Here is a 19,875-nt window from a genome sequence, read left to right as displayed (position 1 = left end):
AGAAATCCATATACTCAAGTTATTTAGGTATAGCGACCCGAGTTAGAATTTCGCATCATTGGTTGGACTGAGTGTCCGTACTATCGATTTTGGTGACAAGACTTCGACACGACGGTTTCGTTGCTTATCGACAGGACGGGTACCTGTGCTTAGCGGCTCTGTACTGCCTGCAGACACGATTTGGATTCTTTCTTCTTCGACACCAAAAACAGATGATATGTAAATCGCTACCGTAAATGCCCGCTCGTAAGATAGCCCGACATTATCGTCTTCATTGGTGAAATCATCGCCGTGCCCGACAACAATTACGTAGCTGTCAGGGTGCTGGCGTAATCTAACGGCAATGGGGTCGAGGAGAAGCTGACCATCAGGAGTTAAGTCGTAACTCTCCATATCAAAATACACAGTGGTACGAAGTTCCGGTAATTCAGTGAGTAGTATTTGGGCATTCGGTACCACATTTTCACTACCACTTGATTGCGTTGAGGTAGGTGGTGTGACGCTGTCACTTCCGTTGCCGCAACCCAGAACAAAACTAACGAACACAAATATGAGTGCGCGGCTAAAAAATAAAGTGATAGACGTTGCTAGTGTTTTCAAACCAACTAAACCTAATTCTAAAGTCATATATGTTAGGTTTAGCTGATTTGAAGCGAATCACAACTGCGAAAATAAGATATCGAGGCTGATCAACGAGCTATGGGATTCGGTGTTCTGTAAGGAGGAACAGACATACGTTCAGCCATGAAATCAATAAATGAGCGAACCTTAGGCGCGAGGTATTTGCGGCGTGGATACACAGCGTAAATTGGCAGCTCAACATCCGCTTTCCATTCAGGGAGCAATTGTACCAATTTACCCGTCTCTATTTCATCGGTGATCAGGTAAGTCGCGAGATAAGCAATCCCGAGACCAGACATCGCAGCATCAAGCACTGCAGGTGCATTATCAATACGGTAATTACCACGGGCACGGATTGATTGCCTAACCCCGTCTCTGGTGAACTCCCAGTTGATATATTTTCGCTCGCGGCTTTGATAGGTAATACAGTTATGTTGGCGTAAATCACCAGGTACTTTAGGCGCACCGTGCTCTCTAATATATTCTGGAGAAGCTACTACTGCAAAGTGGCAATCTGCTAGGCGGCGGGCAACCATACCTTCTGGAGGATGTTCGTGGATTGCAACCCAGCAATCAAAACCTTCTTCGAGTAGGTTAGGGCGGTGATCAAAAAGACTTACCTCTAATTCCAACCCTGGATGTTCCTTTTGAAACTCGGCCAATGCAGAAGTGATGTGGGGGTTGCCGAATGACTGGGCGATACCAATTCGTAATACACCCTTAATTTCATTCCTATAACCTGCAACAAGCGCCTCAGCTTCGTTTACCGTATCAAGTAGTTGTTGACCGTATTCAGCATATTGAAGGCCTATCTCGGTTAGAGCGACTGTTCGTGTACTGCGTTGTACAAGTTGACAACCCAGTCGCTCTTCCAAAAAGCGGATTTGCTTACTGACTTGAGATTTTGAAATCCCGAGGCGTTCTGCGGCCCTCGTAAAGTTTTGCTCATGGCCGACAGTGGCAAGGATCACCATTTGTTGCAGATTTTCTAGCATAGTTCAGACCAACTTCATGTTAACAAAGGGATTATATCACTGAACGTTAATAGGGAGAATCACTGTAAAACACATGTAATGCGGTCATTTAAGGTTTTGCAGGGTTGGTCGTGAATAGAGTTATAGATAACTATTATGTAGTCTATGTTCTTAAATGTTGATGTTAACACTATATAAATCAAAATCTTAATAGTATTGTTTCCTGTCGTAGATAATGGGGTGTGTAAGTAAACGATCTGGCTGATATCGTAGTATCTGGAGATTTCAGGACGGTATTTAAGCAATACAAGGTTAATTAAACAAATCGATGGATGAGATTAAATAGAACGATTTTATTCATTGTAATAGTACCTATATGATCAGAGCCTCATTAGGAGGTTTTATGTTCAAAGTTATGTGGCAGTTTTTTCTGCTAGGTCTTTATAGCTTCGGTGGCCCTGCTGCTCATATTGGCTATTTTCAACGTGAGTTCGTGCAGAACAAGAAGTGGCTGTCCGATCAAGAATTCACCCAAGCCGTTGCCTTGTGTCAGTTCTTACCCGGACCGGCTAGTAGTCAGCTAGGAATGTTTATTGGTTTTAAGAGAGCGGGCTATTTGGGCGCTCTGGCGGCATTTGTTGGATTCACATTTCCGTCATTCTTATTACTGACCTTTTTGGCCATTGGTAATCAGCAGTACAACGATGTAGCGATTATTGATACGGTTATCCAGGCTGCTAAGTTGTTAGCTGTTGTTGTGGTTGCTGATGCTATGTGGGGAATGGTAAAGAAAAATATCACCAGCAAATTAACTGCGGCTGTTGCAATCGCGACGGCGATTAGTGTTTTTGTCACTTCAGGATTGCTTGGCCAGATTGTTCCTATCTTACTGGCGGCTTGCTTGGGCTTTGTTATTTCATCTCAGAAGCAACAGAACTTTGATGCGACGAATCAACCAATAATTAAACCTCATCTGGGTATCGTCGGTGTCTTTGCTATTTTGCTCTTAGGTTTACCGCTGCTTGCTGGACGATCAGAACTATTTAACCTTATCAATGTTTTCTATCAAGCGGGTAGTTTTGTATTTGGAGGAGGGCACGTTGTTCTTCCGCTCCTTGAGCCTATGATGGAAGGCATGGTTGAACCCGACACATTCTTGAGTGCTTATGCGTCTGCGCAGTTAGTACCTGGGCCGATGTTCACCATGGCAAGTTACCTTGGTGCATCAACTATCGCAGATAGTCCTTATATTGGTAGCCTACTGGCAACCATAGCGGTATTTTTGCCAGGAAGTTTATTACTTTTTGCATTTTTGCCAGCTTGGAGTGCATTGTTCAAACACCAACGCCTTCAAGAGTCGATTCTATTGGTCAATGCATGTGTTGTCGGTTTGTTAGGTAGTGCTTTTATTTCTCCAGTTGTTTCAACGTCGATAAGCTCTTTGTTTGATGTTATTGCAGTGATTATCGGCTTCTATCTGCTTAAGTATCGCAATATTCCTGTATGGGGGTTGATCATATTGTTGGTGGGTTACCAATCCATAATGTAAGCAAGCAATAGTGAGCTAAAGAATACACAGCCTTCGGGCTGTGTTCTTTTACCAACTAACGCACTATAACTTATAATCTATGTATGAAAAATAAACATTCATCTCAAACAAAATAATGCCAAATAGGATGTTTAATGCTGATTAAGGTAAAGTTAAGAATCTGCTGATAAAGTAGCATCAAATAATTATTATGCATTGGTCAAATTAACTATATGAAAAATCAAAGAAAAATAAGGCCAAACCTTACAAATTATGATGTTATAGAAATTCTTGAAAGGGAATTGCGCGAAGCTGAAAAACGCATATTTAAGAAAACGATTTTAGCTGTAAGTACTGGGGTTGTTTGCTTAATTCTGTTTATAACCATTTTCGTACGTTCAAACAGTACAATGATCAGGGATTACGCTGCCGAAGCAATGAGGAAATCATTCGAAGCAGAGCGTGCAGTACACATCATCGATGAAGCTGCCGGTACAAATTTTTTAGAGCAGGCAAAAGAGCGAAATTAACAGAAGAGCACCAGAGAAAGGTGCTCTTCTTTCTTTATATCTGTATCACCAATTCGTGATTTTTAATCAGTAACTCAGGGCGGGCCGTTTTGAGCATTGACTGCTTAAAGTCCTCATCACTTAACCGATAAACAGGCCTTGTTAGCAAATATTGCCCAACCATCTCAATAATTGGAGATAGCAACTGTTTACTTGGCAGGTTTAGCTCATTCGGCTGAATGTCGATTTCTTCGACATTTAAATCATTAAGAAAAATAGCACCTTCCTCTTTGTCGTAGTAGGGAATGGCACTAAAACTGACTTTAATTTGTAAATGCTGAGTGCTTTGACCCTGGATCGAAATCTGCGCTTTTGAGTCAGCATCAAGATTAACTCTATCATCTGAGACTCGCCCGATACCCACTTTTACATTTTCGAATTTTATGTTGGCATGAGCGAGCCCTTTAATACCAACTGTTCTTTCAAAGCCACTTCTATCATCAAGGTAATCCTGAATCTCCTGTTCGGTGACGCTGTAACTTGCGCACGAAGATAAAATCAGTGATAAAAATAGGGCATAGATGATTTTCACAATTAGAGCCTCACACCTTTATAGTATCCATAAAAGCGTATCAGAGGGTGATTGTATCAAATGTGCATAACCGAGATTTTACTCGGCTAGAGCTTCGTTCAGAAGCAAGTTTTGAACTGCTTCTTGTATAATTTATTCAACTGCTTATGGTACTTAGCACCTTTCTTGGGAGTATAACCACTGCGCATTTTTTTCTGAATTGACTCTATTTTTTTAGTCACTTTCTTGCACTCTTTACTTTTCTTAGTCGCAGAGTGAGCAAGTCCGCCATAACATAAGATGATTAACGAGATAATTAGCATAGTTTTTGATTTCATATAGCCAACAGTTGATGTCTTAAAGTTGTGGACACTATATGCTGAGGAGAACATCGTCAAAATGTTTGGCTTCAATGACTAGACACTGAGTCGAAGAAATGTGAAATGATTATACTGATGATTACAAATAAATAAGCCCTCCGTAAGGAGGGCCTATCAAACTCGGTAGAGTTATGCAGTTTCTGCAAATAGCAGTTCTAAGTCGTAGTTTTCACGGCTTAGTGTATTTTTAAGCTTTTTCAGAGAACTTACTTGAAGTTGGCGAATACGTTCGCGTGTTAGGCCTACTTCATCGGCAACTTGCTGAAGCGTTTGTGCTTCATAGCCTAACAAACCGAAACGGCGGCATAGAATCTCACGATCTCGTTCGTTTAAGCTTTCTAGCATTGCTATTGCAAGCTTGCTGATGTCTTGTTTATCCAGTTCGTTTTCTGGTTTTACTCCATCATCGTCGGCAATAAATGCTGAGATGGTTTGAGAACCAGAATCATCAGAAATCTGCTGGTCAATAGAAACGACAGGGGCATCATAGGCAAGTACGTTTGAAATATCTTCAACAGAACGTTCTAGTTTTGCTGCTATTTCTTCTTGACTTGGCTCCTGATTCGTCGTTTTCATCAACTGCTTGTGAGTACGTAGAATCGTGTTGATCTCTTTAGATACATGAACTGGTAGTCGGATAGTTCGTGCCTGGTTGTGGATAGAACGCTCAATGGTTTGCTTAATCCACCATGTCGCATAGGTAGAAAAGCGGAACCCACGTTCTGGGTCAAACTTTTCTACCGCAGTGATTAAACCGATATTTCCTTCATCGATGAGATCACTTAGTGACATGCCGCTATTACGGTACTTTTTGGCAATGCTAACAACGAGGCGCAGGTTACTTTCGATCATTGTTGCCTTAGCAAATGTATCACCTCGTAGGCATTTTCTGCTGTAAAGAATTTCTTCTTCTTTTGTAAGTAAAGGTTTGTGCGCGATTTCTTGTAGATACAGATGAATAACATCAGCATCGAAACCATTATTTAGTTCTTGTGATTTGATATCCATATCTTACCCCTAACAATGACAACCCAAAATGTTATATGTTTGTTTTAATTTGTTACATCTACACACTAACATGAACAGTATGCATATGCCATTGAGGAATGGTGTGTTTTTATATAAAAGCAAGAATGTGTCGTATTATTCTATTGACAAAGTCTTTTCATTTGCCAAAAAAATGCTACGCGGTTAAAACTTCCAAACTGCAAAGTCAGATCAGAACATATACTGACTATTGTCCAATTAATCAGTATGTTGTGCAGATATAGTTAGCTTTATTAGACCCTTTTTTCATAAAATATATCGTAAATATAGGTCACTTAAGTCTTTCAAAATGTATCAAAGAGGTCAGTATGGAATTGAAGACAAACTTGGTGTCAGGAGTCGTTTTGAGCATACATAACGGTCAAGTTATGATGTTAATGTTAAAAAGAATTTATGATGAATACTGGTGCAATGTTGCGGGTAAAATTGAGCCTGGAGAAAAGGCACCGCAAGCTTTTTTACGTGAGCTTTCTGAAGAAACTCAACTAGATGCATCTACGCTGTTTAACGCTGACTATATACAACAGTTCTACTACCCAAAAACCAATCAGATTTTCATGGCGACTGGTTTTGTTGTGTTTTGCCCATCTGAGCAAGAGGTTATCTTAAATCATGAGCATACTGATTTCCGTTGGTGCTCATTGGAAGAGGCCTTAACTTTGGCACCATTTCCTAATCAACACCAATTTTACAGACATGTGTGGAAACACTTTGTGAAAGCCGAGCCTTCACCACACCTTAAATTAGCTATTTAGAATGACTCTAGTGTTCAGAGCATCATTCCGTGCTATGTGATTAGTCATCAGCGCAAGTGGATGTCCAAGGGATAATTTTCAATCGTTCGAATGGGATAGGGTTGCCAGACTTATCGCTGACCCCATAGGTTCCATGCTCCATATGTGATAAAGCCCTTTCAATCAATGACAAGGTTTCTGTGTACTGCTCCACAAGCCCCATTGCTCGGTCAGCTTCTTCTCGAATATTGGCCGCTTCAGCGACATCTGTCACTGAACAGTCTTCCTTCTTCGCGATCACCTGGTTGAGTTTGATGATCTCATCTTTGAAATGCACTTTCTTTGAAAGTAATTCATCATGAAGCTGTGTCAGTTTCTCATCATCGAGCTCTGAGTCTGGATGAAAGGCAATACCCATATGCTGAATCCTGTAATCAATTACTAGGTTTACAATGAATGTAGCGTGTTTAGGTAAGTATAGATTTTTAAAACTGAAACGAAAAAAGGTAGCCTAAGCTACCTTTCTGAAATCAATAGGAGAGCATTAATTATGCTTTCTTAAGATCTTGTGCAGGGTAAGTTAATGTCATGCCATCAACTTTGACGTGAATGTAGAAGCCGCCACTGCTAATGCCTGTAACAACCATCTCACCTAGCTCAATACCTTTAGTTGCAACTACACGATCTTCTTCTGCAAACATTATAACACCTTGTTTATTAACAATAAGATTGAATCATCTATGGGCGCTATTAAAGCAGAGAACATACATTTCAACTAATCGGTTTTCTGCTTGTAATGATAAGATTATTTAATGAAGACAGTTGCTTGGCCAATGGTAGAAGCCTCAATAAGTACACTTTGCGTGAATGGACCTACTATGACTAAAAAACTGCGATGTACTTCGCTACGTTCACACTTAAAAGTCGCTAAGACAAATCATATATGACTCGTAGGCATCGTATAGCTTGTCTTCTAGTAACTTCGTTATGGTTTCAGTGTGCAATAGCTTTTCGTTTTGGTTAGTGCTTTTGCCTACGAACACAGGACCATCAATGGTAATGTGAATCTTGTCATCCACTACTTGTGATTCCAACTTAGCGCTGAATGTTTCATTGCCTGTACTCAGCTGTACGATGGAATTAAAAGATAAAGCCCAGGACTGAGTTGAATCAGAAACATAGATGAACGGATGATTTTGTGAAGGAACAAAAAATAGCTCACTCGCACAAATTTTTGATGCCTCATACGCCGTATAAGAATCACCGATGATCGTTTTGGAAATAGGTTTAACTGGTGTTGTTTGCTCACTCGCACCGGCAAAACCCGAAAGAGAGGCAACTATAATTGCTGCAATGGTTAACTTAATCATTGAGTACCTTCGTAATCAAATAAACGCTTGGGGGGGGGTCTCGAAAGCCTCAAATCGTCGCTGATAAACGGTTGAATTGTATATATAAAAAAAGCCAATTCATATCCGACAAAATATGCTTTGGGCTACTGATCACAACTATTGTAGTTTGAACCAGTATCTTCAACTCATCCTAATAATCAGCGGTTGTAGAGTAGGGAAGTCATGGCTTTCTTACGTTGGTATTGCGGTGGTATGCTTCTATGAAAGGTGATGCTGTAACGTTTTGTTCGCGCGCTCAACGCGGCCTTTGGCTTGTGTGCTATTGGCACAGATCAGCTCGATATTGAGGCCGTTAAAGACCCAGCCGAACTGGGTTAATCGTTCAGTGCGGGCATCGCGCTTGCTGACATGGAAGACTGCATGCCTGTCACTATAGAATGCGGTGGGTCTGCAGTGCTGTTCAAGGTATTCGCGGATAGCAACCATATAATCGAAAGCTGATTCGGTTTCACTGAAGCGCAGGTTCATCAAGCGGCCAGTGGCATCATCGATGTATACCAACAAACAGCATTTGGGACTGCGACCTTCGAACCAGTAATGGTGGGAGCCATCAATTTGAACCAGTTCGCCCAAACAATCTCAGCGATGACGAAGTTGGTAAACTCGCGGCTTGCGTTTGGCATGTGGAACCCAAAGACCATCAGCGATCATCCATTGGCGTAACGTCTCCAATGAAATTGAAATGCCATGATGCTCGCTGAGTTTTTCGTGGGCTAACGTTGGACCAAAGTCAGGGTATTTCAGATTGAGCAAACTCAAACAACGGTAACGAATGCTGTTGTTGATTTTATTCGAAGACGGCTTGCCTCGGCGTTGATGGACAAGACCAGCGGCGCCAGATTTACGGAAACGTGTCACTAAACGTTGTACCTGACGAACGCTGAGTGAAAGGATACGTGCAGCATCGGAACGACGAATACGGTGTTCACACACATCACGGATAGCACTCAGGCGTAAAATCTCTTTATCATTCATGTTTACCAACATCTTCAGTTCATCTCACACAGATCAGACAGGGTCTGATCAACATAGGAAAAACAGGACATTTTCACTTTGTAGAAAAGAGACACTTTAGCTTTGTGGCTACAACCCCAGTACGTATTATGTATAGTGTGGTTAAATGCCTGAAAGACATTTAAGCGGTACTTTGTTCATCTAACACGTTGATAAGACGGGGGTTTTCATATATGTCTTTCAATAGTCGATAAACAACTTTTTGATCATCAATTTCAAGTAAATCAGCAACTTGGAATGCAATATCCCAATCCATGTGAGACTTCCTTTTCATCCAGTTACTCACTCTGGCGGTACTTACTCCCAATTTCTTAGCTAGTTGGTAGTCTGAGCCCAGTTTATACCTAGCTTTCACCATGTTAAGTAATTCAATTGTGTAAGTCATAAGTAGCGCTATTTTTACCTTTTGATTGTTAAATAATAGGCGAACAAAATGTCATTTCCTACCGCAACAGCCTGTTGTCATTAACAAGAAACTGCTAGTAATCTATTCCCACTTTATGCAAAAACTTGCTTATAGGGATACTAGCAAATGGATACTTCAAACTTAACAACTAACAATCCAATACATCGACCCTGTCCAGATATGGCCGGGTGTACCGACCCAAAACCTGAACTAACAAAACGATCGCTCGATACCGTTCGCCAACTACGCAAAAAGTTTGGCTTTAAAACCACCAAACAACGTGTCAATGAGCAACGTCAGTACCTCAAGCAACTCGCTGTCTTTCAACATAACCGTGATTTGATGGCAGGAGGTGCACGATGAATATGATCGCCTCAATCCCTAAGCAAGTAGCCAAAGCCCCCAAGTTGGGGGCGGCGGTTTCTTCCATGCCACTACATGAAATTGCAATCCCATTGGATAAGGCCGTGACTGCTGATTTCATGTCAAAGCATGCTTTAGTTGAATGGAAACATTCTATGAAGATGGTGAAGCACCACCGACGCATTGGCGACAAAGAAGGGGCTGCTTTCTTTCTTAACGATGCAGCCGAATTTCGCCGCATATACGTTGCGTTCCGACGTGCTGTCACTGAAATGGGAGGGCTTTAGATGGATAAGCCATTCATTGCTCTCTCATATGGAGCAGGGACAAACAGCACTGCAATTTTGGTTGGCTTCTATGAGCGAGGTATTCGCCCTGATGTAATTACATTTGCTGATACTGGCTCTGAAAAGCCTCACACCTATGCCCATATGGTGGTAATGAATAACTGGCTATTGAGTATCGGTTTCCCTCAAATTGTCGTGGTTCGCAAGCAGTATCGTGGCGGTCAAGTCGCTAATCTTTATGATCATTGTTTTGAACGCAACATGCTGCCTTCGCTGGCATATGGCTTTAAAAACTGCTCGCAAAAATTCAAAATTGAACCGCAGAACAAGTATCTTAATAATCACGAACCAGCCAAAGCCGTTTGGGCTAATGGTGGCAAAGTCACTAAGGTGATTGGCTATGACAGTGAAGAACAGCGCCGAATGCAAAATGCACCTATGGCCGATAAGAAGTACCGCATGTGGTACCCGTTGGTTGAATGGGGTTGGAATCGTAAAGACTGCATAAATGCCATAGCCCGCGCAGGCTTGCCGCAACCGGGGAAGTCTGCCTGCTATTTCTGTCCTGCAAGCAAATATCATGAAATTCGGACATTAGAGCAAAACTACCCAGAGTTAACCCAAAAGGCTTTAGAGCTAGAAGCCAATGCTGAGTTAGAAACCGTAAAGGGTTTGGGCCGCCGCTTCAATTGGGCTGAGTTCCTATCTCAACCGGATTTAGTCGGTAATTTTCCGGCTGATTGGGATTTACCTTGCGGCTGCTTTGATGGGGATTAACTGTGTTATCAACTAATGACTTGCTTTATGTGGCTGGCGCTGTCCAGCCACATGATAAAACCCAAAATAACATTGCCAGCCATGAAGCTGGTTTTTTTGGTTCCAATTCTGCCGAGTGGTTAAAACACGAGCAGCAAAAACTTAATCAATTTGCCCAACTTCACTATGTGCGCACTAAAGCGATCGCCGAACACGCCCGCGAAGCGGCGGCACGAAGTGACGGAGACAATAGGCTTGTCCAAGGGCGCAAAAGTCCGACACATCCGAAAGTGGTTAATTTATCCAGCCGTGTGGGCAGGCTACGTAAGTCACAGCGCCGTGATATCGAGTTGGACAGCACCGAGTCCCACTACAACCATGACCGCCTGTATGATCTTCCTGATGCGCCTACGGACAAGCGATTATCAACCGTCCGGTTGATGCACCGTGAATGGTCGGGCAGTTATCGCATTTTGCACCACACCCAAACCCGGCCGGGTGATGCACCTGACCCACAAAGCGGGGAGCGTTACACCGAAAAACTGACCCAACGTGCAGTAACCAAGATTTTTGAATCAGGTGCCTATGTCGCCGCTCGCGAGGGCGGGTTTACTACCTTCTTAACCCTGACTTTCACCGTAGAGCAACGCAACGCCATCTTTGGTGGTGACACCACGTTAGGCCGTGAAGTCTCGCGCTTTCTTGATGGCATCAAAAAGATGTTCCAGCGTGGCTGGCACGGCATTGATGCTGATGGCGAACCGTTCGAACTCGATGGCATTGCCGAGCCATTCCATTACATCTGGGTAGCAGAGTGTCCGGCCAATGATGATGGTGAACCCAATCCGCACGTCCACTTAATCATGAACTGGAAAGTGGATAAGCAATATTTCAAAGCCTGGTCTGAACGATTAGAAGGTATTTGGGGTAATGGGTTCGCCCACTTGGAGCGAATCCGCCAACCCAAAGCGGCTGGATCTTACATCATTAAAGCTGTTGGCTATGCCGCCAAAGGTGAGAACGCCGACCAAGGGTTAATCAAAGGCAACCGCTATAACATTGCTCGTTGTAGCCGTGCCCCCGGTTGGGATTGTTTAGCCAATTTCGAAGCCCATAACATGGCTGCGATCATCAAAGAGTGTGGTTACAGGCTGGAGCATTGGAAAAAGCCATTACAGCGCAGCCTTTATCGTTTGGATAAACAAAAAGAACGCGCCATTAAGGCCAAAGCGATTGCTAAAAAAGCCCAACGACCAAAGGCGGCAATCCAAAAGCTGACCGTCTTAATTGCCCGGCTTGAAGGCCAACAGCAAGCCATCCATAACCAAATCAAACAGCGTGGCATTCATGCCAGTACCAAGAACCGGTTCTGTATGTCGTTTGAAGGCGAACAGGCCGAAGACAAAGCCTACGATTTTCTGCTTTGGGCAGCAGGTGCTCGAGGATGGTCCATGCTGCCCAAAGGTGACGATCTCGATTATCAGCAAAACGTTTCTGAAGCCCGAGCTATCGCCCAACGAGAGTACAGCCAACAGTACCAGCGTTTTTTGCTCAAACAGGCTTATTGGGAATCAGTCTTGAATGACCCGCTTGCTCCAAACAGGGAAGAACCCACCGAACTCGATGTGTCAGCCGCCAAAGCTGATCTCGAATGGTATCAAAAACAGCAATTAGCTGCGTAAAGGACGCTAACAAATGGAAGAACTGAACCAAATCACTGACCAGCTCAAAGACGAAGTAAACAAGGCGGCGAAAAACCCGTTCGCCAGCAAAATTATGTCACCGCTTCGTTTGGTGCTGGTTTGGATGAATGGCGTAAATCAAAAACTCATGGAATTAGAGCAAAGGGGGAAACATGGCTGAACCAATGCCCGTTCGTGCGTCGGCCAACAAGGTCGAAGGGGTCAATCGGTGTGAGTGCGGTAATGTCCGCACCATCCACAGGGCAAGGGGCAAACGCTCCAAATACCTGTATGCGATTTGTGACGACTGCGGAACCAACCAGCAAACCGGAAAATACTGGCAGTCTCGCTTTGATGAGCATTACCCAACTATTGAAGCGCTGCACCAAGCCGAGCAAGCCCCGCCAGTAGTGGAACCGGAAGCCGAAACGAAGCCAAATATTGAACCGGAATTAACCAAGCTGGATACCGAAGATGAACCGCAACTAAGCCAAACCGAACCCGAACAAGATACCCAACCGGATGCTAAGCCATCCGGTTGGAAGTCTGTCATTGCGGGCGTGGTGCTTGGCGCTTTAACGGGCGGGATGATAGCCCGCTTTTAACCTAATCAAACCAAGAGAGTCGATATGGAAACCGAACAATTAGCCGCCAATGATGACGAGCTGAATAGCAATGAAGCGATTCAAGCCCACAATGAGCAGGATGAAAAAGACTTCATCAACAGCCTTGATGATGACTTTGATCCAACTGCATCCGATACCCAAGTACAGCAACAGGAAATCGAAACCCAAGCCGCTGGCGCGATGGTGTTTGTGGGCTTGATGACAATCGAGCAGACCATGAAAACCATGGTTCATCCACGGTTTGAGTTTGACCCGAAACAGGCCGAAAGCGTAGCCGAAAAGATCGCACCGCTGATCGTAAAATATGGCGGCAATCCGCCACCTTGGCTAGCTAAGTACATGGATGAAATCATGGCTGTTGCTGCCATTGGTATGCTCGGGTTATCTAGCTATATGCAGGTTCGCAGCCTTAAAGTAGAAGATGTTGAACTGGCTAAAAAGGCCAAACAAGCCGCCAATGATGATAATCAGCAGGAGGCCGCTTGAAACTGCAACCTATCAACCAAAACAATGCGCTGAGTAATCATCATGTCTATGTGGTTGGTATGTCTGGCTGCGGGAAAACCTCCGCAGCCAAAAAGCTATTTATCAAACCCACCGACCAAGTCGCCATCTTTGATCCGCTTGGGGATTACGAAGGACTATTGGCCGGGCGTAAGGTTCGCAGCTATGCCACATTAAAAGCCTTTGCTGTAGCCTTGATTGCCGGACGTAAAACCAACCAAGGCTTTAAGATCGCTTATTACCCAAATCATGAAACCACCGAGGACGATTTCGACAAGTTCTGCATGGTTGTTTGGGGGATGGGGAACGGCAAGCACAAGAAACCACTGAAGGTGATCTGCGAAGAAGTGGCCGAACATAGCACTACCGCAGGCAAAGCGACTGGCTACCACGGCAAAATCTTGAGGCTAGGGCGCAAGTTTGGCCTTCACTCCATCAATATGTTCCAGCGTGGGCAGGAGGTGTCAAAAACCATTATTGATAACTGCCAGTTTGCCTGCGTGATGATGCAAAAGGCCGATGATAGTGCGAGGTACTTGCAGCAGAAGACGGGATTGCAGGCCTGCGAGATAGCATCACTAAAGAAGCTGGAATACATTGTTCAGGATGGCAAAGATTGGCAGAAAGGAAAAATTAAATGGTAATATACTGTTACATTTAATCGAGTGATTTAGGTTATGGATAGAAAACAAGCACATGCGATATACCATCAACTTTATAGTAAAGCTTCACCAGTTATAGATGATAAATTATGTCAATACTGTGGTGTTAGCAATGATCTTTCTTTAGATCACGTGCCAGCATTAACAACTGCGCAACTATACTCAACACGTAGAGATATCGATTTTATCCTAGTTGATTCATGCATGGAATGTAATCAAATCTTATCAAACCAACTTCTTCCAATATTTTCTGATAGATTCTTCACTGTTAAAGAGAAATTGCTGAAGCGTTATAAAAGTCAAATCTTAAATGAGTTCAGGAATGGAATGCAATGGGATGAAGATTACCTTACAGAAGCTGATAAAAAATTTATTCTAACACTAGATAGAATTGGCTTTGGTTTAGTTAGATTTACAGATCTTGATGATGAATCCCAATCAATCCTAAAGCTTAAAGTTGAAAGCTATGATGAAACTATTGGGGAGCTTATATCTAATAGAACAGGGGGAGGTTTGTTAGTTGAGGATAATAGTAAAGAGGTTACGAAAGAGGATGACGATGATGACTATTGCCCATATAGCCGTTTCTTACAAATAGTTTCTTTCCTAGAGTTAAAGTATGAATATCTCTTTAACGAATGGGTTGACTCTGAATATGAGCTAAGTCTAGATTACAGTATTCCAGAATCACCAACTGTACATTATAGAAAAACTTGGAGTGATATCTGGACAGAGGCATTAAAGTTAAATGTAAGTGTCATGCCTGAAATCCCTGAAGATGAAAACTCTTGTAACCTACATGAATTCATTGAAATTTTACATGAAAGAAATATTGTAAGTAAGGCTGGGTATGAAAAATGGTTCTCTGAAAACAAAATGGGAGCTGCCATCGCTTTAGATATGCCTAATAACCCTGAAAACGTATATAAATTGACATGGGAAAATATATTATTGCGGTTGGAAGTTTATTCAAAAAGCATCGTTATTGATGATGATTTAGATGAAATGACAAATTACGATTTAGACACCATATCAAAAATAGACTTCATTGAATCTTTGCTTACACCTAATATGATTGAAGAAGATAGAAAATTAAGTTATGAAAAAGTAAGCTCGTTTGTTCGAGAGTTTGACATTGATACTGAGGAGAAATACTCAGAGTTTCTCAATTTAATTAAATCAAATGAATATAGAGTACATATGCCAGAGGACCCAAAAGGGATTTACCCAAACTGGAATTATTGGTAATGAATTTATTTTAGATAGCCGAAACCGTTAATACTTTATTATTGGCGGTTTGTTTTTATGTTACATTTTTGCGTAACAAGTAATGATAGCCCTATTTAACCTTTTAAATTAAATCGAATATATAGTATTTCTTTAACCTATAGCCTTATCAGACTTTTTTGTGCTTGCCTTAAACCAAATCATTTGCTTTCCTGTTGGGGAACTTTTGTTAACCAACAGAGAGCAAACATCATGAGTGCAAAAACTAAGGGCTATGTGATCACCGGGGTGATCGCGTTAATGGTCGCTGGTGCGGTTGTCTGGGCATCTAATAACGTAGATACTGTTGAAGGCGTGATCAAATAAGAGGAGCATTATGGAATGAATGCCCTCCGCCACGCCCTAAAAAGCTAGAGCCGGTTGAAATTATAGCCAAGACTCCCTTTGTCAAGTCATCTACTTTTTCTCTCGCTTACCTTTAAGCCAATTGCAGTCGACAGTAATACCTTTACGCATGTCTAAGCGAGCAGAATTCCTTAATTCTTCGTTAGAAATCAGAGCTATAAGTACCATTGTTGGTACTTTCCTCATTTCTTTTCCAAAGGTACCATCGCTAAATGCTTTATAAAGCTGTATGTGTTGATAGTGAGTCGACTTAGATATGCCTAAATGGGATTTTGACCATGCAAGCCAATCATTGGTTGTTTCAAAATGCTCTTTAGCTTTTTGGATTAACTCACCTCTTTTTAGGTATGCATCAAGTTCAAGTTGAGCTAGCTCGGATAGCTCTTTACTGATCTCTTTTAAAATCATCAGGGGACGGCTCACATTAGGGTTTTGTGAATTGATGGTATGGCGTAAGTCGTTCCTCATCAATATTCTATGTAGAACCATAACAGAACTCTGACATACAGCCTGTTAACAAGGTGTGCAAGTTGCCACTTAGTACGCGGCATTTTTAATGTCAATCACATATTTCAAAGCCCGCAAACCTATAGCCTTAGCGGGCTTTTTTGTGCTTGCCTTAAAACCAAATCACTTGCTTTGCTGTTGGGGAACTTTAGTTAACCAACAGAGAGCAAACATCATGAGTGCAAAAACTAAGGGCTATGTGATCACCGGGGTGATCGCTTTAATGGTCGCTGGCGCGGTTGTCTGGGCATCCAACAACGTTGATGCCGTTGAAGACGCAATCGGGTAAGGGGCGCATTATGGAATTAGTGCAAACCCCATTCGCGCCACGCCCCAAAGAGCTAGACCCGGTTGAGGGTGTAGGTTGGGGCAACCGTGCATCACTGCGTCTGGTTTCGGGGCCGACGTATCACAGCATTGAGCTAGTTACGGACATTACCGATCCAAGCGACATTGAACGTGTTGAAGTGTCGTTGAATGGTTCGGCCAAAATCAATATCACTGGTGAAACGCTGGTCAAGCTACAAGCCCACCGCAAGAACTACGCCCAAGACGGGCGCTATGTCATTTCTTTTGGTGATGCCACACTGCGTACCAAGATTGGTGTGCGCCAAACCGACCTTGTCACCTTGGCTGGGGAAATCTGGTTTGTGTATATCACCCTCAAGTCAAAACCTGCCGGAACCACCGCGCCAAGTATCCGCGCCCGTGCCCATGTGCTGCCAGCACAATCGGTTCGTTACTACATGCCACGTATCTATGAACTCACTTGGTTTGCCTCGGCAACAGGCCGCACACCGTTTGATTTTTCAGAGCGCAGTCCGGCACTGAACCTCAAACGCATTCATTTCCTCGATAGCTCCGTCGATCGCGTTCGTGTTCTGCGTGACAATTTCGAAGAAATGAACGTCACCAAAGAAGATAACGCTTACGACTTGGCTCAGGCCAAGAAAGAGCAAAACCCTGATTGGTTCAGCCTCGATTTCATCCGTTACGGCTTTGGTGCTGATGGCATGTTGAATACTGCCGCCCGTAGCCAACTCGCATTTGAGCTGGATAAATCGGAAGTCGGTAGCGTGCCGGTGATCATCGAAGCCGTCGAACAGGTAAACGCATTGCCGACCAAAGGCTAAGGGGGCGCGATGAGTCTACTTGATAGCCTTGGGGAAACACTGGGCGGGGTTTGGGATACCGCTGCAACAGGTGGTGAAGCCTGGTTAGATTCTTGGTTCGATAACGAGGCTAATAAAGTCGCCTCGGCTGCACCGGAAGAAAACCGGACACCGCAGCATCAAGAGCCAGCACAGCAACCGACAGGGCAACCGATTTATACCATGCCATCAAACAACACTCCCATGATGCTGATGGGTGGCGGTATGGTTTTGCTCGCTTTGGTTGTTCTGCTTAGGGGGAAATAATGCCGTTTCTATTTTGGCCTTTACTGACCGGAACCATTGGTTATGTCACTGGTTTGTTTAGCGGCGAATCCTTCGCTCGTACTTTCAAAATCTTGGTGGCTGTTCTGATGTTGCTATGGCTGCTCAATATTTCAGGAGTCGTGAAGTAATGTTTGGTGCAATGACCTCACTAACTGGTGGTGGTGGTTTGCAAGGTGGTTCGGCAGGGCCATCTACTGCAACCAGCACAACAACCAATAGCAATTCAACCAGCAATGAGTCGGGCTTCAAAGGTGGCTCAATCAACATGGGCAGTAACAACGGTATTCCAACGTGGGCATTGTTACTTGCGGGTGTCGCCGTTTTCTACATCATGGTGAAGAAATGATTTTGAAGCCATGCACATGGAAAGAAGCGATCCCCTTACTTGAATCTGCATTGGGTGATTATGCCAAAGAGGCTTACAGGGAAGTACTGGCAGGCAGGGAAGCTGTTTATCAAATTGGGGATTCTTACGCGTTAATTAGGGTTGAGCAATATCCCAATGATGACCTTGAACTTGTCGCCGTTGCCTTTGCTGGGGATTTGAAAGCGGGAGCATTAGCACTGTTTGAATATGGTCGGCAGCTTGGCTGCCGTTTCATCCGGTGCCATACCATGCGCCCAGCTCAACTGCGTTACTTGCGCATGATCGGCTTGCCAGTGTTTGAAGATGGTAAGGACGGGGAAGGATATTTGATGATTAAGGCAGATTATGGGCGGGAAGAGTAAGAGTAGTAACAAGACTACCACTACAACCAATACCACGAATAACACCGACAACATTAGCGGTTCGGCGGCTGCCAGTGGTGATAATAATGGCTTGATGCTATCCGGCGTCAATGATTCCGATATCAATGTCACGATGACCGATCATGGGGCAATGGAACGAGCGGCCGAAATGGGAGAGCTTGCATTAAGTAGCAACACCCAAGTCACCACTGAGGCATTGAAAAGTAACACTGAAGTATCTAAAGCCGCCTTAGATATGGGAGAGCGCTCGGTCGATAAGGCTCTCGGCTTTGGTAAGGATGCCATCTATGAAGCCATGAACTTTGGCCGTGATTCGCTAGAAGGTGCGCTTCAATTCGGTGGTGATGCGATGCAGCTTAATGCCGAACTAAGCAATAAGGCCATTGATGAAGTGAGCCAAGCCCACCATGAAAACCTACAAATGGTCGCCGGATTAGCCGGAAGCCAAGCCGCACAAAACACCGAAAACCTAGAAGCCTTAACGGAACTGGCAACAATGAACTCTGATGGTGGCCAAGTGGCAACGAGCCGACAAATGACCATCGTTGTGGGTTTGGTAATGACATTCATGGCGATCATGATGCTTGGGGGTAAGCGATGAACTTTCACCAAATCATGCAGCCACGCCAGCGTTCACAGTTTCAAGCCGTGGGCGAGTTTATGTATATCGAGGCGTGTACTGAGTCGGTTTCAATCACTACTGAACGTGGCGATTACCGCTTGAAGCAGGGCGCTCAGATTATTGACCCGCAACTGACAGGCCGCGTGACTGTTGAGAACATGGGCGAGGCTGGGGCAGTCACCATCATTTGTGGTTTTGGTCGCTATATTCCGCCAACTGACGGGCAAGAAGTAGCTGTTACACAAATGCCATCAGTGACCCTGTCACCCAACCAGCAAGTAAATGTTGGTCAATTGCCACAGGTAGCGTTAGTTGATGGGCAGGCGGTAGTGGTATCGCGGTTACCGAAGGTAGAAATTGAGGCGAATCAGTCAGTCAATGTCACCCAGTTACCAAAGGTACAGCTAGAGCCAAATCAGCCCGTGACCGTGTCACAAATTCCAGCAATATCTTTAGCTGAAGGCCAGCAGGTAGCTGTGACCGAGCTTCCCCGAGTGAAGTTTGAAAGCGGGCAAGCGGTTCGCGTTTATGCCACATCTTCTTTGTTGACCAAGCCTGTTGGCGGCGATGGCTTTATTGATAGCTTACTGACAATTACCGAAGGGATTGCTGATTTAGCTGCCAATTCGTCACGTTGTCACATTTTATTGAAAGCCAGCTCAACCAATACAGATACGATCACCTTGGGTACAGGCTGGACACTAGCCGCAGGTGAGCAATTGAAACTTGAAACCACCGCCGCTGTAAGTTTTACAGGCAACGACGGTGACACACTCCAAATTATCGAGGTCACACGATGACAGGGAAAACACTTCGTGAATCGCTGCCAGCAGGTAGCGCTCGAAACAA

Annotated in this window: 28 protein-coding genes and 2 pseudogenes; 19 read left to right on the top strand and 11 right to left on the bottom strand. The window is 43.9% G+C overall.

Annotated features, from left to right (window positions below; translation table 11 throughout):
* Positions 1-42: 42 nt before the first annotated feature.
* Positions 43-600, bottom strand: a complete 558-nt coding sequence (locus tag ACXAD4_RS17475; protein ID WP_475243049.1) for an OmpA family protein — start codon at positions 598-600, stop codon at positions 43-45.
* Positions 601-689: 89 nt separating this feature from the next.
* On the bottom strand, positions 690-1,616 hold the full coding sequence (locus ACXAD4_RS17470) for a LysR family transcriptional regulator (protein WP_475243048.1): 927 nt from the start codon (positions 1,614-1,616) through the stop codon (positions 690-692).
* A gap of 382 nt (positions 1,617-1,998) precedes the next feature.
* On the opposite strand from ACXAD4_RS17470, the gene chrA reads away from it, so the two are divergent.
* Together chrA and ACXAD4_RS17460 are read left to right on the top strand one after the other, a co-directional pair.
* Positions 1,999-3,144, top strand: coding sequence for a chromate efflux transporter (chrA, locus tag ACXAD4_RS17465; RefSeq protein ID WP_475243046.1), 1,146 nt, complete (start codon positions 1,999-2,001; stop codon positions 3,142-3,144).
* 212 nt (positions 3,145-3,356) lie between these two features.
* On the top strand, positions 3,357-3,653 hold the full coding sequence (locus ACXAD4_RS17460) for a hypothetical protein (RefSeq protein ID WP_475243044.1): 297 nt from the start codon (positions 3,357-3,359) through the stop codon (positions 3,651-3,653).
* Positions 3,654-3,687: 34 nt separating this feature from the next.
* On the opposite strand, the gene ACXAD4_RS17455 is transcribed toward ACXAD4_RS17460, so the two are convergent.
* Both ACXAD4_RS17455 and rpoS read right to left on the bottom strand, forming a co-directional pair.
* A complete protein-coding gene (locus ACXAD4_RS17455) occupies positions 3,688-4,224 on the bottom strand; it encodes a YceB family lipoprotein (protein ID WP_475243042.1) in 537 nt (178 codons plus the stop codon).
* 488 nt (positions 4,225-4,712) lie between these two features.
* Positions 4,713-5,591: an RNA polymerase sigma factor RpoS gene (rpoS, locus tag ACXAD4_RS17450; RefSeq protein WP_317520044.1), complete on the bottom strand. Its 879-nt coding sequence runs from the start codon at positions 5,589-5,591 to the stop codon at positions 4,713-4,715.
* 347 nt (positions 5,592-5,938) lie between these two features.
* On the opposite strand from rpoS, the gene ACXAD4_RS17445 reads away from it, so the two are divergent.
* Entirely contained in the window at positions 5,939-6,385 is a 447-nt protein-coding gene (locus ACXAD4_RS17445; protein ID WP_475243041.1) for an NUDIX hydrolase, read from the top strand.
* 40 nt (positions 6,386-6,425) lie between these two features.
* Here ACXAD4_RS17445 and ACXAD4_RS17440 read toward each other — a convergent pair whose 3' ends face one another.
* From ACXAD4_RS17440 to ACXAD4_RS17415, 6 genes and pseudogenes are all read right to left on the bottom strand, one after another.
* Entirely contained in the window at positions 6,426-6,782 is a 357-nt protein-coding gene (locus tag ACXAD4_RS17440) for a TraR/DksA family transcriptional regulator (RefSeq protein WP_475243040.1), read from the bottom strand.
* Between the two features lie 130 nt (positions 6,783-6,912).
* Positions 6,913-7,065 (bottom strand): hypothetical protein, encoded by a 153-nt coding sequence (locus tag ACXAD4_RS17435; protein ID WP_170114874.1) that lies wholly within the window; start codon positions 7,063-7,065, stop codon positions 6,913-6,915.
* 216 nt (positions 7,066-7,281) lie between these two features.
* On the bottom strand, positions 7,282-7,734 hold the full coding sequence (locus ACXAD4_RS17430) for a hypothetical protein (RefSeq protein ID WP_475243039.1): 453 nt from the start codon (positions 7,732-7,734) through the stop codon (positions 7,282-7,284).
* Between the two features lie 246 nt (positions 7,735-7,980).
* Positions 7,981-8,751: pseudogene (locus ACXAD4_RS17425) on the bottom strand (ISNCY family transposase); the annotation flags it as partial.
* Between the two features lie 160 nt (positions 8,752-8,911).
* On the bottom strand, positions 8,912-9,046 hold the full coding sequence (locus ACXAD4_RS17420) for a hypothetical protein (protein ID WP_475245704.1): 135 nt from the start codon (positions 9,044-9,046) through the stop codon (positions 8,912-8,914).
* 15 nt (positions 9,047-9,061) lie between these two features.
* Positions 9,062-9,148: pseudogene (locus tag ACXAD4_RS17415) on the bottom strand (transcriptional regulator); the annotation flags it as partial.
* Positions 9,149-9,322: 174 nt separating this feature from the next.
* Here ACXAD4_RS17415 and ACXAD4_RS17410 point away from each other — a divergent pair.
* The 9 genes from ACXAD4_RS17410 to ACXAD4_RS17370 are packed head-to-tail and all read left to right on the top strand — an operon-like array spanning position 9,323 to position 15,324.
* Positions 9,323-9,559 (top strand): hypothetical protein, encoded by a 237-nt coding sequence (locus ACXAD4_RS17410; RefSeq protein WP_475243038.1) that lies wholly within the window; start codon positions 9,323-9,325, stop codon positions 9,557-9,559.
* Positions 9,556-9,846, top strand: coding sequence for a hypothetical protein (locus ACXAD4_RS17405; protein ID WP_475243036.1), 291 nt, complete (start codon positions 9,556-9,558; stop codon positions 9,844-9,846). The genes ACXAD4_RS17410 and ACXAD4_RS17405 overlap by 4 nt, the downstream gene beginning before the upstream one ends.
* The gene (locus tag ACXAD4_RS17400) at positions 9,847-10,623 is read left to right on the top strand and encodes a hypothetical protein (protein ID WP_475243034.1); all 777 of its coding nucleotides are present in this window, start codon (positions 9,847-9,849) and stop codon (positions 10,621-10,623) included.
* 2 nt (positions 10,624-10,625) lie between these two features.
* Positions 10,626-12,284: a rolling circle replication-associated protein gene (locus tag ACXAD4_RS17395; protein WP_475243032.1), complete on the top strand. Its 1,659-nt coding sequence runs from the start codon at positions 10,626-10,628 to the stop codon at positions 12,282-12,284.
* 13 nt (positions 12,285-12,297) lie between these two features.
* Positions 12,298-12,465 carry a hypothetical protein gene (locus ACXAD4_RS17390; RefSeq protein ID WP_475243030.1) on the top strand — a complete coding sequence of 56 codons (168 nt, stop codon included), beginning with the start codon at positions 12,298-12,300 and terminating at the stop codon, positions 12,463-12,465.
* On the top strand, positions 12,458-12,889 hold the full coding sequence (locus tag ACXAD4_RS17385) for a hypothetical protein (RefSeq protein WP_475243028.1): 432 nt from the start codon (positions 12,458-12,460) through the stop codon (positions 12,887-12,889). Before ACXAD4_RS17390 ends, ACXAD4_RS17385 begins: the two co-directional genes overlap by 8 nt.
* A gap of 24 nt (positions 12,890-12,913) precedes the next feature.
* Positions 12,914-13,396: a hypothetical protein gene (locus ACXAD4_RS17380; protein ID WP_475243026.1), complete on the top strand. Its 483-nt coding sequence runs from the start codon at positions 12,914-12,916 to the stop codon at positions 13,394-13,396.
* Between the two features lie 2 nt (positions 13,397-13,398).
* Positions 13,399-14,058, top strand: a complete 660-nt coding sequence (locus ACXAD4_RS17375) for a P-loop NTPase family protein (RefSeq protein ID WP_475245573.1) — start codon at positions 13,399-13,401, stop codon at positions 14,056-14,058.
* Positions 14,059-14,091: 33 nt separating this feature from the next.
* Entirely contained in the window at positions 14,092-15,324 is a 1,233-nt protein-coding gene (locus ACXAD4_RS17370; protein WP_475243024.1) for a hypothetical protein, read from the top strand.
* Between the two features lie 435 nt (positions 15,325-15,759).
* On the opposite strand, the gene ACXAD4_RS17365 is transcribed toward ACXAD4_RS17370, so the two are convergent.
* Positions 15,760-16,176 carry a hypothetical protein gene (locus tag ACXAD4_RS17365; RefSeq protein WP_475243022.1) on the bottom strand — a complete coding sequence of 139 codons (417 nt, stop codon included), beginning with the start codon at positions 16,174-16,176 and terminating at the stop codon, positions 15,760-15,762.
* A 338-nt stretch (positions 16,177-16,514) separates the two neighbouring features.
* On the opposite strand from ACXAD4_RS17365, the gene ACXAD4_RS17360 reads away from it, so the two are divergent.
* From ACXAD4_RS17360 to ACXAD4_RS17330, 7 genes are read left to right on the top strand one after another with little or no spacing between them, the layout of a single operon-like run.
* Complete coding sequence (locus ACXAD4_RS17360; protein WP_475243020.1) at positions 16,515-17,348, top strand: major capsid protein P2; 834 nt, start codon at positions 16,515-16,517, stop codon at positions 17,346-17,348.
* Between the two features lie 9 nt (positions 17,349-17,357).
* Positions 17,358-17,633, top strand: a complete 276-nt coding sequence (locus ACXAD4_RS17355) for a hypothetical protein (protein WP_475243018.1) — start codon at positions 17,358-17,360, stop codon at positions 17,631-17,633.
* Positions 17,633-17,782: a hypothetical protein gene (locus tag ACXAD4_RS17350; RefSeq protein ID WP_475243016.1), complete on the top strand. Its 150-nt coding sequence runs from the start codon at positions 17,633-17,635 to the stop codon at positions 17,780-17,782. Before ACXAD4_RS17355 ends, ACXAD4_RS17350 begins: the two co-directional genes overlap by 1 nt.
* Entirely contained in the window at positions 17,782-18,000 is a 219-nt protein-coding gene (locus ACXAD4_RS17345) for a hypothetical protein (RefSeq protein ID WP_475240979.1), read from the top strand. The genes ACXAD4_RS17350 and ACXAD4_RS17345 overlap by 1 nt, the downstream gene beginning before the upstream one ends.
* Entirely contained in the window at positions 17,997-18,383 is a 387-nt protein-coding gene (locus ACXAD4_RS17340) for a hypothetical protein (protein ID WP_475240978.1), read from the top strand. Before ACXAD4_RS17345 ends, ACXAD4_RS17340 begins: the two co-directional genes overlap by 4 nt.
* Positions 18,367-19,005: a chemotaxis protein gene (locus ACXAD4_RS17335; RefSeq protein ID WP_475243014.1), complete on the top strand. Its 639-nt coding sequence runs from the start codon at positions 18,367-18,369 to the stop codon at positions 19,003-19,005. The genes ACXAD4_RS17340 and ACXAD4_RS17335 overlap by 17 nt, the downstream gene beginning before the upstream one ends.
* Positions 19,002-19,826 carry a hypothetical protein gene (locus ACXAD4_RS17330; protein WP_475243012.1) on the top strand — a complete coding sequence of 275 codons (825 nt, stop codon included), beginning with the start codon at positions 19,002-19,004 and terminating at the stop codon, positions 19,824-19,826. The genes ACXAD4_RS17335 and ACXAD4_RS17330 overlap by 4 nt, the downstream gene beginning before the upstream one ends.
* Positions 19,827-19,875 lie beyond the last annotated feature (49 nt).

This window comes from Photobacterium sp. AWH4_225 (genome assembly GCF_056158405.1).
The sequence above is the reverse complement of the archived record's forward strand: the minus strand, read 5'-3'. Positions and strand labels throughout refer to the sequence as shown.